This is a genomic window from Sneathiella sp. (assembly GCF_041689005.1).
Classification (GTDB): domain Bacteria; phylum Pseudomonadota; class Alphaproteobacteria; order Sneathiellales; family Sneathiellaceae; genus Sneathiella.
Window position 1 is genome coordinate 20,370 of the sequence record NZ_JBDNHC010000091.1, and the last position, 12,556, is coordinate 32,925.

11 protein-coding genes and 1 tRNA gene are annotated in these 12,556 nt (G+C 55.6%); 10 read left to right on the plus strand and 2 right to left on the minus strand.

Annotated features, from left to right (window positions below):
* Nucleotides 1-18: 18 nt before the first annotated feature.
* The 4 genes from ACESNI_RS11280 to ACESNI_RS11295 all read left to right on the plus strand — a co-directional run bounded on the left by ACESNI_RS11280 (nt 19) and on the right by ACESNI_RS11295 (nt 5,015).
* Entirely contained in the window at nt 19-693 is a 675-nt protein-coding gene (locus tag ACESNI_RS11280) for an HAD-IA family hydrolase (protein WP_373086752.1), read from the plus strand.
* A gap of 82 nt (nt 694-775) precedes the next feature.
* Nucleotides 776-1,480: an ATP12 family chaperone protein gene (locus ACESNI_RS11285; protein ID WP_373086754.1), complete on the plus strand. Its 705-nt coding sequence runs from the start codon at nt 776-778 to the stop codon at nt 1,478-1,480.
* Nucleotides 1,481-1,489: 9 nt separating this feature from the next.
* Complete coding sequence (locus ACESNI_RS11290) at nt 1,490-3,022, plus strand: acyl-CoA carboxylase subunit beta (RefSeq protein ID WP_373086756.1); 1,533 nt, start codon at nt 1,490-1,492, stop codon at nt 3,020-3,022.
* Between the two features lie 25 nt (nt 3,023-3,047).
* Nucleotides 3,048-5,015, plus strand: coding sequence for an acetyl-CoA carboxylase biotin carboxylase subunit (locus tag ACESNI_RS11295; protein ID WP_373086758.1), 1,968 nt, complete (start codon nt 3,048-3,050; stop codon nt 5,013-5,015).
* Between the two features lie 14 nt (nt 5,016-5,029).
* Here the strand turns inward: ACESNI_RS11295 and lipB are convergent, their stop codons facing one another.
* On the minus strand, nt 5,030-5,692 hold the full coding sequence (lipB, locus tag ACESNI_RS11300; protein WP_373086759.1) for a lipoyl(octanoyl) transferase LipB: 663 nt from the start codon (nt 5,690-5,692) through the stop codon (nt 5,030-5,032).
* A 142-nt stretch (nt 5,693-5,834) separates the two neighbouring features.
* On the opposite strand from lipB, the gene ACESNI_RS11305 reads away from it, so the two are divergent.
* The 4 genes from ACESNI_RS11305 to mgtE all read left to right on the plus strand — a co-directional run bounded on the left by ACESNI_RS11305 (nt 5,835) and on the right by mgtE (nt 10,217).
* A complete protein-coding gene (locus ACESNI_RS11305) occupies nt 5,835-6,083 on the plus strand; it encodes a FliM/FliN family flagellar motor switch protein (protein ID WP_373086760.1) in 249 nt (82 codons plus the stop codon).
* A 67-nt stretch (nt 6,084-6,150) separates the two neighbouring features.
* A tRNA-Leu gene (locus tag ACESNI_RS11310) sits at nt 6,151-6,237 on the plus strand.
* A 246-nt stretch (nt 6,238-6,483) separates the two neighbouring features.
* Nucleotides 6,484-8,811, plus strand: a complete 2,328-nt coding sequence (locus ACESNI_RS11315) for an NADP-dependent malic enzyme (protein ID WP_373086761.1) — start codon at nt 6,484-6,486, stop codon at nt 8,809-8,811.
* A gap of 5 nt (nt 8,812-8,816) precedes the next feature.
* Complete coding sequence (mgtE, locus tag ACESNI_RS11320) at nt 8,817-10,217, plus strand: magnesium transporter (protein ID WP_373086762.1); 1,401 nt, start codon at nt 8,817-8,819, stop codon at nt 10,215-10,217.
* A 9-nt stretch (nt 10,218-10,226) separates the two neighbouring features.
* Here the strand turns inward: mgtE and ACESNI_RS11325 are convergent, their stop codons facing one another.
* Nucleotides 10,227-11,126 (minus strand): LysR family transcriptional regulator, encoded by a 900-nt coding sequence (locus ACESNI_RS11325; RefSeq protein ID WP_373086763.1) that lies wholly within the window; start codon nt 11,124-11,126, stop codon nt 10,227-10,229.
* A gap of 97 nt (nt 11,127-11,223) precedes the next feature.
* Here ACESNI_RS11325 and ACESNI_RS11330 point away from each other — a divergent pair, with 97 nt between their 5' ends.
* Both ACESNI_RS11330 and ACESNI_RS11335 read left to right on the plus strand, forming a co-directional pair.
* Nucleotides 11,224-12,009: an enoyl-CoA hydratase/isomerase family protein gene (locus ACESNI_RS11330; protein WP_373086764.1), complete on the plus strand. Its 786-nt coding sequence runs from the start codon at nt 11,224-11,226 to the stop codon at nt 12,007-12,009.
* Between the two features lie 2 nt (nt 12,010-12,011).
* On the plus strand, nt 12,012-12,482 hold the full coding sequence (locus tag ACESNI_RS11335) for a PaaI family thioesterase (protein ID WP_373086765.1): 471 nt from the start codon (nt 12,012-12,014) through the stop codon (nt 12,480-12,482).
* The last annotated feature ends 74 nt before the right edge of the window (nt 12,483-12,556 follow it).

Below are 12,556 nucleotides of genomic sequence, written 5' to 3' on the forward strand. Positions count from 1 at the left end.
TTTATGGGAAAATTAACGATGAGTGAAAAGCCTTTCCCAACCCTTGTTGTGTTTGATTGCGACGGCACGCTTGTCGACAGCCAGCATAATGTTGTCGCCTGCATGAAAACGACCTTCACCGCCGAAGGGCTGGCACTTCCCGATGATCAATCGATCCGCGGCTTCATCGGCCTGAATCTGGAGGAGTGCGTATTCCATCTCATGCCCGAACCCGGGGACACGGATCTTCACACGAGGCTGGTAAGCGGTTACAAGGCTGCTTTTTTTCAGCACCGCCTGCAGTCCGATCACTATGAGCCGCTTTATCCGGGCGCCCTCGATGCGATCCACGGGCTTGCCGACAGGGGTGTCCTGATGGCGGTTGCCACGGGGAAGTCTCTTCGCGGGCTAACGGCGGTGATAGAGCAGCATTCCCTGCAGGACTATTTCATGTCCCTGCAGACCCCGGACCATAACCCCGGAAAGCCGCATCCGCAGATGCTGCTGCGGGCGATGAGCGACGCCGGGGCCACCCCTGCGGAAACTGTTATGGTCGGGGATACAAGTTTTGATATGATGCTGGCCGGAAATGCCGGCTGCCGCGCGATTGGTGTGAGTTGGGGGTATCATGCGGACGAGGAACTGCTCAAAAGCGGTGCCGAACGCGTTATCCATCATTTTGAGGATCTGGCGGCGGTCACTTTCGACCACTAAACTGCAAGCGAAACCTTGCATTTTTTGCGTGAATTGATATAAGCCAAACGATCGTTTGGCTGTGAGGGAAAACTGGCCCGGTATGAATCGTTTTTTTACAACTGTATCGACGAAGGCGGAGGGAGACGTTTATTCGGTCCTTCTGGACGGGCGCGCCCTTAAAACGCCGGCCAAGGTTCCGCTGCACCTGCCCACAAAGGCCCTCGCCGAGGCGATCGCCGATGAATGGGACCGTCAGCCGGACAAGATCATTCCCGCCTTGATGCCGCTGATGCAGACGGCGGCGACGGCAATCGACCGGGTTGCCACTCAGCGCGAAAGGGTGATTGAGGATATCGTCGCCTATGGCGGATCGGATCTATTGTGCTATCGCGCGACACATCCCGCAAGTCTTGTCACCCGGCAGATCGCCGCCTGGGATCCCGTGCTTGAATGGATCCGCGGGCGCCATCAGGTGACCTTGACGGTCACCAATCGCATCGCCCATGTCCCGCAGCCACCCGAGGCGCTGGCGAAAATGGCGGCGGTGGTGGCGACGCAGAATAACATGACGCTGGCGCCCCTATATAATATCACCGCGCTATGCGGGTCGCTGGTCGTTGCCCTTGGCGTGCTGGACGGACGTCTGACGGCGGAAGAGGCATTCGAGATCAGCGAACTGGACGAAACCCATACCATGGAATTCTGGGGAGCGGATGCGGAAGCGGTCACACGGCGCAAGAATAACAAGGAAAGCCTGATCGCAAGTACGCGCTTTCTACAATTATGCGATATCATCATCGCCTGAGGAGAAAATATGCAGGACATCATTCAGCAGCTGGAAGAGAAACGGGCAAAGGCACGCCTCGGCGGGGGACAGAAGCGGATTGATTCGCAACATAGCAAGGGCAAACTGACCGCGCGCGAGCGGATCAGCCTGCTTCTTGACGAAGGCTCGTTCGAAGAATGGGACATGTTCGTTGAGCATCGCTCGGTTGAGTTCGGCATGGAAAAGGAAATCGTCACCGGGGATGGTGTCGTCACCGGACACGGGACGATCAACGGCAAGCTGGTTTTCCTGTTCAGCCAGGACTTTACCGTATTCGGCGGGTCGCTGTCCGAATATCACGCCAAGAAAATCTGCAAGATCATGGACAAGGCGGTGCAGGTCGGCGCGCCTGTCATCGGTCTCAATGATTCCGGCGGCGCCCGTATTCAGGAGGGGATCGACAGCCTCGCGGGATATGCCGAGGTTTTTCAGCGGAACGTCATGGCTTCCGGCGTGATCCCGCAGATTTCCGTGATCATGGGTCCCTGCGCCGGCGGGGCGGTCTATTCCCCAGCAATGACCGACTTTATTTTCATGGTGCGCGACAGCTCCTATATGTTCGTGACCGGTCCCGACGTCGTGAAGACCGTGACCAACGAGACCGTCACGGCGGAAGAGCTGGGCGGGGCAGGCACCCACACCAGCAAATCCTCGGTTGCCGATAATGCCTATGACAATGATGTCGAGGTCCTGACTGAGGTGAGACGCCTCGTCGATTTCCTGCCCTCCAGCAATCTCGAAAACGCGCCGGTTCGCAAAAGCTTTGACGATCCCAACCGCAAGGAGCCGTCCCTTACCACACTTGTGCCCGCCAATGCTAACACGCCCTATGACATGATGGAGCTGGTGGAGAAGCTGATGGATGAGGGCGATTTCTTTGAAATCCAGCCCAACTTCGCCAAGAACATTATCACCGGTTTTGGCAGGATGGAGGGGCAAACCGTTGGCATCGTCGCTAACCAGCCGATGGTTCTGGCCGGCTGCCTCGATATTGACAGCTCGCGCAAGGCGGCGCGCTTTGTCCGCTTCTGCGACTGCTTTAACATTCCGATTGTCACGCTGGTCGATGTACCGGGGTTCCTGCCGGGAACGTCGCAGGAATATGGCGGGATCATCAAGCATGGGGCCAAGCTCCTGTTTGCCTTTGCCGAGGCAACGGTACCGAAAGTCACGGTGATCACCCGCAAAGCCTATGGCGGCGCCTATGACGTGATGTCATCGAAACATTTGCGCGGCGATGTCAATTATGCCTGGCCTTCCGCGGAAATCGCGGTGATGGGCTCCAAGGGCGCGGTCGAGATCATCTTCCGCTCGGAAATTGGTGATCAGGAGAAGTTGCAGAAGCGCAGCGATGAATATCAGAAACGTTTCGCCAATCCCTTCATTGCCGGTCATCGCGGCTTTATCGATGATGTGATCAAGCCCGACAATACGCGGCACCGGATTATTGCATCGCTCAGAATGCTGAAAAATAAACAATTAGAAAATCCACGGAAAAAGCACAGCAATATTCCGCTATAGGATTTCGCGAAAGAGGGAAGATTAAATGTTCAAGAAAATCCTGATAGCCAATCGCGGTGAGATCGCCTGCCGGGTTATTCGCTCGGCCAGGGCCATGGGTATCCAGACCGTGGCGGTCTATTCCGAGGCGGATGCCGGAGCTGTCCATATGCAGATGGCCGACGAGGCCGTTCATATCGGCCCGGCGGCAGCGTCGGAAAGCTACCTTGTGATCGACAAGATTATCGATGCCTGCAAGCAAACCGGGGCCGAGGCTGTGCATCCGGGATACGGGTTCCTGTCCGAGAACCAGGCCTTCGCGGACGCGCTGGACGCGGCCGGAATTGCCTTTATCGGGCCGGGCCAGAAGGCGATTGCCTCCATGGGGGACAAGATCGCGTCGAAGAAACTGGCGCGGGCGGCCGGTGTTAACACGGTGCCGGGCCATATGGACCTGATAACGGACGCCGATCATGCGGCGAAAATTTCGGGCGAGATCGGGTATCCGGTGATGATCAAGGCGTCCGCCGGTGGCGGCGGCAAGGGTATGCGCGTTGCCTATGATGATGGCGAGGCCCGCGAAGGGTTCCAGTCGGCAAAGAACGAGGCGCTCAGCAGCTTTGGTGACGATCGCATCTTCATTGAAAAATTCGTCGTCGATCCTCATCACATCGAGATTCAGGTGCTGGCGGACAAGCACGGGACCTGCCTATATCTCGGCGAGCGCGAATGTTCCATCCAGCGGCGACACCAGAAGGTTATCGAGGAAGCGCCAAGTCCATTTGTCGATGAGGCACTTCGCAAGGCCATGGGCGAGCAGGCCGTGGCGCTGGCGCGGGAAGTCGATTATCATTCTGCCGGGACGGTGGAATTCGTCGTCGGCAGTGACCGCAGCTTCTATTTTCTTGAGATGAATACACGTCTGCAGGTGGAGCATCCGGTGACCGAGATGATCACAGGGATCGATCTGGTCGAGCAGATGATCCGGGTTGCCCATGGTGAAAAACTTGCCATAGATCAGAAAGACGTTACGCTCACCGGCTGGGCCGTTGAAAGTCGTTTGTATGCCGAAGACCCTTATCGCGGCTTCCTGCCCTCCATCGGCCGCCTAAGCCGCTACAGGGTCCCCAAGGGAGAGAATGTTCGAGTCGATACCGGGGTCACGGAAGGCTCCGAGATCACCATGTTCTATGACCCGATGATCGCCAAGCTGGTGACCTATGGCAAGGATCGTGCCGAGGCCATTGACGAAATGGGGCGGGCGCTGGATGCCTATGAGGTGAAGGGCATTGCCCATAACATTAACTTCCTGAATGCCGTCTGTAATCATCCAAGGTTCCGCGCCGGTGACTTGACAACCGGTTTTATCGCCGAGGAATATCCCGATGGCTTCACAGGCGCGCCGCTTAACCCTGAGACCTATGACAAACTGGTTGCGATTGCCGTTCTTGTTCATGCGCGCACCAGCAGTCGCTCGATCAAAAAGGTGATTAAGAAAACATCGAGAAAATGGGTTGTCTGCGAGGGCAAGGAGAGATCGACGGCGGCCATAGCCGAAGATGCCAAAGGCGGCATTGATGTGACGCTGGACGACAGGACTATCGCCGTTCGCAGTAAATGGCGGCCGGGTAAACGCAAGGTGAAGGCGAAGGTAAATGGGTTCAAGTTGATTGCGCAGCTTGAACAGAAGAACGGGGTTATCAGTCTCACCCATGCCGGCGCGGTGCTGGAGGTCGCGGTAAGGCGGCCAAAGGCAGCCAAGCTGGCGGAACTGATGCCAATAAAGGTTCCGGCAGATATGTCAAAGTTTCTCGTCTGCCCGATGCCTGGCATGATTGTCGCCGTCAATGTGGACGAGGGAGACGAGATCAAGGCCGGTCAGCCGCTCGCCGTGGTCGAAGCCATGAAAATGGAGAATATTCTGCGCGCTGAGCAGGATGGTGTTGTCGCCAAGGTTCACGCCGGAGCCGGGGATATTCTGGCGGTGGATGCGGTCATTCTTGAATTTGAATAGGAGTTCGCGCGGGTTTATTTTAGGGAAATAATCGATCCGCGCGCGCCGCCCTCCAGAAACACCTTCTCGAAAGCGGCCCGCAGTTCCATGTCAACTTCGGCAAGGCTGACGGGAATACCGAGGTCGACGAGGGACGTAACGCCGTGCTCTGAAATGCCGCAGGGAACAATGCCGCTGTAATGGCTGAGGTCCGGATCGACATTGATTGAGATGCCGTGGAAACTGACCCAGCGGCGGACGCGGACGCCGATGGCGGCAATCTTGTCTTCGCGAAAGCCGCGATCGACCCAAACTCCCACACGGCCACAGCGTTTTTCGCCTTTTACCTGATACTGGACCAGCACTTCTATAATCCAGTCCTCAAGGTCCTGAACAAAGACGCGAATGTCCGAATTTCGTTTTTTCAGATCAAGCAGGACATAGGCAACCCGCTGGCCGGGCCCGTGATAGGTATATTGGCCGCCGCGTCCGGCGGTATAGACGGGAAAACGGTCTGGCATGACAAGGTCAGCACTGTTCGAACTGGTGCCCGCCGTATAGAGCGGTGGATGCTCAAGCAGCCAGACAAGCTCCGGCGCGGTGTCGTTCCGGATATCGGCAACCCGCTGCTCCATTGCCGCCAGCGCCTCGTCATACGGGACCAGCCCGTCGGAAATTTTCCACTCTATCTCATGCATGTCGTGTTTATAACAGGTCCCCTGAAAACGACAATTCCAGATTTTCAAAGATTTGAGTATGTCGGCCGGAATGTTAAGGCGCTGTTAACCCTGATTGGCCATACTGGCCTCCCGATGGTTCTAAAGGTATGCGGTAGCGAATATGGAAGACAAGGCAATTGAAGGCGTGGATGTCGAAATCTCGGTTGTGCTGGGAAAAGCGGTTATGCCGATCCATCAGCTCCTGAAGATGGGGCGCGGCGCGGTTATCGAACTCGATGCCGGCGCGGATGACGATGCAATTGTTCTCGCTAATAACAAGCCGATTGCCTACGGGGGGATCATTATTGTCGATGATAACATCGGTATTTCCATCACCGATAACGTGAAAAAAAATCTGCCTGATTTTTAAATCGTCCAAAAATTAAATTCAGTTGTTGCGTAGGGTGCAAACATTTGTTATTTCCCCTGCACCTTGTGCGGCCGTGGCGGAATTGGTAGACGCGCAGCGTTGAGGTCGCTGTCCGGTAACACGGGTGGAAGTTCGAGTCTTCTCGGCCGCACCATACCTCCTCACGGCAGGTCCATGTCCAGACAAGAGGGCATCCTGTCCCTGCTTGTCGTGACATAAAAGAAATACCCGATTAATTCACTAAACTTTCGTCACCCGGACGCCTGTCTTGGTGTATGATGTCCTTCAATACGTATTTTTCCGCGAATGAATATCGGGGTGCGATGGCCTTGTTTTTAATGGCAAATTGTATCAGCATTGGGTAGTTCTGGCGTCGGAATAAAAATTGAAAGGTTCGGGTATGGCTAAAGATATTTTCCAAAAAGCGATGGATTATCATCGATTGCCAAAACCGGGCAAACTCACGGTTACCCCCACCAAGCCAATGGATACACAGCTGGACCTGGCGCTTGCCTATTCGCCGGGTGTGGCCCATCCGTGCCTTGCCATTGCTGACGATCCGGCGCAGGCGGCCGAGCTTACCGCGCGCGGCAATCTTGTGGGTGTGGTGACCAACGGCACGGCGGTCCTTGGTCTTGGAGCGATCGGCCCGCTGGCCTCCAAACCGGTTATGGAAGGCAAGGCCGTCCTGTTCAAGAAATTTGCCGGTATCGATGTTTTTGATATTGAACTTGCAGAAACCGACCCGCATAAACTGGTGGATATCATCGTCGCCATGGAGCCGACTTTTGGCGGGATTAATCTCGAAGACATTAAAGCGCCGGAATGCTTCATTATTGAAAAGCTCTGCCGGGAGCGGATGAATATTCCTGTTTTTCACGATGACCAGCATGGGACGGCGATTTGTGTCGCGGCAGCGGTGTATAACGCGCTGCGCGTCGTCGACAAGGACATCACCGAGGTCAAGTTGACCGCCTGCGGTGCCGGGGCGGCGGCGCTCGCCTGTCTCAACCTGCTGGTCAGTCTGGGCCTTCCAAAGGAGAATATTACCGTTTGCGATATTCATGGGGTGGTCTATTCGGGCCGTGAAGTCGAGATGGACCCCTATAAATCAGTTTTTGCGATTGAGACGAACAAGCGCACGCTGGCCGATGCCATGCATGGGACGGACATTTTTCTCGGCTGCTCCGGCCCGGGTGCGCTCAAGCAGGACATGGTGATGACCATGGCGGAAAAGCCGATCATTCTGGCGCTTGCCAATCCGACACCTGAAATATCGCCGGAGGAGGCCAAGGCTGTTCGTCCCGACGCCATTATCGCAACGGGCCGCTCCGACTATCCGAACCAGGTTAATAACGTTCTCTGCTTTCCCTATCTATTTCGCGGCGCGCTGGATGTTGGCGCGACGGAGATAAACGAGGAAATGAAGATCGCTGCGGTGAAAGCCATTGCCGATCTTGCCATGGCGGAGCAGTCAGATATTGTTGCCAAGGCCTATGGCGGTACGCAGGCAAGTTTTGGCCCGGAATATCTCATTCCGACACCTTTCGACCCCCGTCTTTATCTCGAAGTGTCGTTTGCGGTGGCCAAGGCGGCGATGGATAGCGGTGTTGCCAGTCGGCCGATCACCGATCTCGCCCGTTACTATCAGGACCTGTCGAACTTCATCTATCGGACCGCCTTTGTCATGAAGCCGCTGTTCGACCGGGCGCGGCAGGAATTGATGAGCGTTGCTTATGCCGAGGGGGAGGAGGAACGGGTCCTGTCGGCTGTGCAAACCGTTATTGATGATCGCCTAGCCTCCCCGATCTTGATTGGCCGCCGGAAGGTTATTGAGTTTCGTATTCAAAAGCTGGGGCTACGGATCAAGCCGGACACGGATTTCGAGATTGTCGATCCGGAAGATGATCCCCGGTATCGGGAGTATTGGCAGGCCTATCATAAATTGCGCGAGCGGTACGGCGTAGATGTCGAGACCGCGAAAGCCCGTATTCGTACCAACACAACTATTATCGGGGCGATGATGGTCCATCTTGGCCATGCCGACGCCATGATTTGCGGGACATTCGGAAAATACGACCAACATTACCGCCGCGTCTCTGACATTATCCCGTTCCGGGACGGGGTTCGCAACGCCTCCGCGCTGCATTTGCTGATCATGCCTGACCATACCCTGTTTTTTACGGACACCCAAGTCAGTCACGAGCACACCGCCGAAGAGCTGGCCGAGCTCACCATTCTGGCGGCGGACGAGGTCCGGCGGTTCGGCATCGAGCCCAAGGCTGCGCTGCTGTCCTATTCGAATTTCGGCTCGACCGACATGCCGTCGGCGCGGCGGGCGAAAAAAGCTCTTGCCATGATCGAGCAACTGGCGCCGGAACTGGAGATTGAGGGGGAGATGAAGGCGGATAGTGCCCTTATCCCGGCCATTCGTGACGCAGTTTTTCCAAATTCCAGACTGCAGGGCGCGGCGAACCTTTTGATCATGCCGAACCTTGATTCCGCTAATATCAGCTATAACATTGCTAAGAGTATCGGTCATGGCATTGCCGTTGGGCCGATATTGATCGGGATGTCAAAATCGATCCATATAACCGCAGGATCGATTACGGTGCGCGGACTGGTCAATATGACTGCCGTCGCGGCGGTTGACGCACAGGATCACAGAATGGGAAAAATGATGCCGGGACCGGTGGCCCGCAAGGCGCAGCTGATAGATGAAGGCTGATCTTCATGAGCGAGCTTAACACAGACAGCGACCGTCGTCCCGACGATCAGGACACGGGGGCCGCGACCTATGGCCTGAGCGATGAGATTGTCCAGGAAATCCAGAATGCCGTCGAGCAGGACGAGCCGGACTTTATCCACGCCGCACTGGAGGACTGGCATTCCGCTGATATCGCGGATCTGATCGAGCAGTTAAAGCCAAAGCTCCGGGCGCCGTTTTTTCAGATTATGGAAGGGCGGATAGATCCGGATGTCTATTCTGACCTTGACGAAAATGTCCGCGATGAACTTGTCGAGGGCATGGAGCCTGCCGAGATTGCCGCTTTCGTCAGCGCTCTGGAACTTGATGACGCGGTCAGTGTTCTTGAGGACCTGGAAACTGAGGACCAGCAGGAAGTCCTCAATGAAATCCCTGCGGATGAGCGGGCAGCCCTGGAAGAGGGCCTATCCTTTGGCGAGGATACCGCCGGCCGCCTGATGCAGCGCAACCTGATCGCCGTGCCGGAATACTGGAATATCGGCCAGACAATCGATTATTTGCGCGACACGGTCGACCTGCCGGAAGAGTTTTATGAGATTTTCGTGGTCGACCCGCGGCACCATCCGATTGGCACTGTCCCGTTGAACCGGGCCATGCGCAACAAGCGGGATACCAACGTGCGCGACATAATGGATGCTGAGCAACGGCTGATCCCGGTGGATATGGATCAGGAAGAAGTTGCCTATCAGTTCCAGCAATACCGTCTTGCTTCGGCCGCGGTTGTCAATGCCGATGGGGCGCTTATCGGGGTGATCACCGTTGACGATATCGTCGACGTTATCAGCGAGGAAGCCGAGGAAGATATCCTGCGGCTGGGTGGTGTGTCTGAGGACGACTTGTTCGGCAGCATCCTGTCAACCTCACGTGCGCGGTTTCCCTGGCTGTTCGTTAATCTTCTGACGGCGATTGCCGCCTCAATCGCGATCAGCTTTTTCGATGCTACCTTGGAGGCCATTATTGCCCTTGCGGTGCTGATGCCAATTGTGGCCAGCATGGGGGGGAATGCCGGCACGCAAACTCTGACGGTTGTGGTTCGCGCGATCGCCACGAAAGAACTGACATCGGCCAATATGATCCGGATTTTGAGCAAGGAAACCATAGTCGCGCTGGTGAACGGCGCCATATTCGCAATCCTGATCGGCGGTATCGCCTGGGCTTGGTTTGGCGAAATTCGCATCGGGATCATTATCTCGATCGCCATGGTAATTAATATTCTCGTCGCCGGAATTTCTGGGATGCTGGTTCCGGTGATGCTGGAGAAGATGAAGGTGGATCCCGCCATTGCCTCCAGCGTCTTCGTGACGACGGTGACGGATATTGTTGGCTTTGTCGCCTTTCTGGGGCTGGCGACGATGGTCCTGTTATGAGCGCTGTCGTTATCGCGCCCAGTCCAGGTTTTTGTTGCCCGGGCGGCGTGGATGCCAGTCATGACTGGCGGCAAATAACCTGAATGATTGAATTATCTCGTTATCCACGGGTTTTGCCCAGCTAAGCCCGATTGTCCGCCCTATGTTAATTCCCTCGACCGCGACCTGGGCAATCGTGTCCGCGCCCAGCACATCCGGCATCATGCAAAGGCCCAGCCCGGCCCCGACAAAGGCGAGCGCCTTGTCGTCCTGATCGGTCCTGAAGACAATATGTGGATTAACCCCGGAATTGGCAAAGGCGCGCGCAATCTCGCTTCCCGTTTCGCAATGGGTGCGATGCACGAAATCAAGCCGGTCGAGTTGCTTGAGCGGAACGGATCCGCGACCGGCGAACGGATGCGAGCGTGGAACACAGAGACAATATTTCCAGCTGTATAACGGCTCGAAACTGAAATCGCTTTCCGCATCCGGCGTCACGGAAAGCGCAACATCAATCCGTTGCTCGGCGAGCCAGTTCTGCAATTGCGTCGGGGTTCCGTCCTTCAGGGAAATCTGAATATCCGGATGGGCCTTGTTAAAATCGCTCATGAGAACGGCCAGCCTGTCGGTCGGCAAGCTCCGCAATATCCCAAGCTGAAGCCGCTTGACCGGCGTTTTGCGGGAGATCTCCTGTTTCGCCGCATTACACTCATAGATGACAGTTCGGGCATGAGGCAGGAACCTGATCCCGGCCTCGGTCAGGGAGATTTTGCGGGACCCGCGATTAAACAGCGAGGCCCCAAGTTCGGTTTCGAGTTTTTTTATTCCCGCCGACAGGGTCGGCTGACTGACAAATGCCCGCTCCGCCGCCCGCGAAAAATTATTTGTCTCGACAATGGCGAGAAAATAACGAAGTTGATAAATATCCATATGATAGATAATATCAATAGTTAGTATCGAAACAAATGATTTTATCTATTAAACAATCTCTCCTATATTTCGCCAAATGGAAAAGGGGGAACCATCGATGTTTGAAACACTTGATTTCGATCTATACGGGAATGTTGCTGTCATCACGATGAACAGGCCCGATAAAGCGAACGCGCTGAACATGACGATGGGCCGGGAGTTGATGGAGCTTTCCATCGAGTGCGACGAGAACCCCGATATCCGGGCAGTTATCCTGACGGGCGCGGGACAGTTTTTTTCCGCCGGAGGTGATATCTCTGCGTTTGCGGGAGCAGGGGAGGCGCTACCACGGTACATAAAGGAATTGACGGTGTACCTGCATTCGGCGCTGTCCCGGTTTGCCCGCATGGACGCCCCGATGATCACGGCAATAAACGGGACGGCTGCGGGCGGGGGTCTCAGTATGGCGGCGTCCGGTGATCTCGGGATTGCGTCCGAAGACGCCAAATTCACTATGGCCTATACACGCGCGGCCCTCGTGCCGGATGGTAGTTCGACCTATTATATCCTGCGCCATATCGGCTTGCGCCGCACACAGGAACTGATCCTGACCAATCGTGTTCTGACGGCGGCCGAGGCGTTGGACTGGGGACTGATCAACCGGGTGGTACCTGGACCGAAACTGATGGAAGAGGCGATGCAGCTTGCGACGACATTGGCACAAGGGCCGACAAAAACCTTCGGGATCGTAAAGGACTTGCTGCTGAACAGTTTTAGTGACAGCCTTGAAACCCAGATGGAGAAAGAGGCGCGAGGGGTTACCGCTGCCTCCGCAAGTGATGACGGGCGCGAGGGTATCGCCGCCTTTCTGGAAAAAAGATCACCCATTTTCAAAGGTAAATAGAGATGACTGCAGTTTTCCAGCCGAAAAACGCCGACTATGATACTGTTGTCCGCGATAGTTTTGCCCGGCAACCCTTCATGAAGGAGATAGGCGCCCGGATTGAGCTTCTGGAGCCGGGAATTTGTGAAATCGTTGTGGACTGGCGAGAAGGCCTGACGCAGCAGCATGGCTTCTTCCACGGGGGCCTGATAGCGACGATTGCCGATGGAGCGGCTGGCTATGCGTCCTTTTCGCTTTTTCCTGAAAATAGTACCGTCCTGACTGTTGATTTTAATGTAAAGTTCCTGAACCCAGCGCAAGGCTCGTCGCTCCGCGCGCGCGCGGAGGTTATGAAAACCGGCAGGACGCTGACCATCAGTAGGACTGATGTGTATGCGGAAGATGAAGGGCGGTCGAGCCATTGCCTGACGGGCCTGTTTTCAATGATGTGCCTGATGGGAAAGTCTGATCAGGTCAATTTGGGTCGCAAATAGATATCGTCATGATATGGTTGTCGCACCATATAAAAGATAAGATTATCGGCGGCATGACGCGCCGGTCAAAGTTC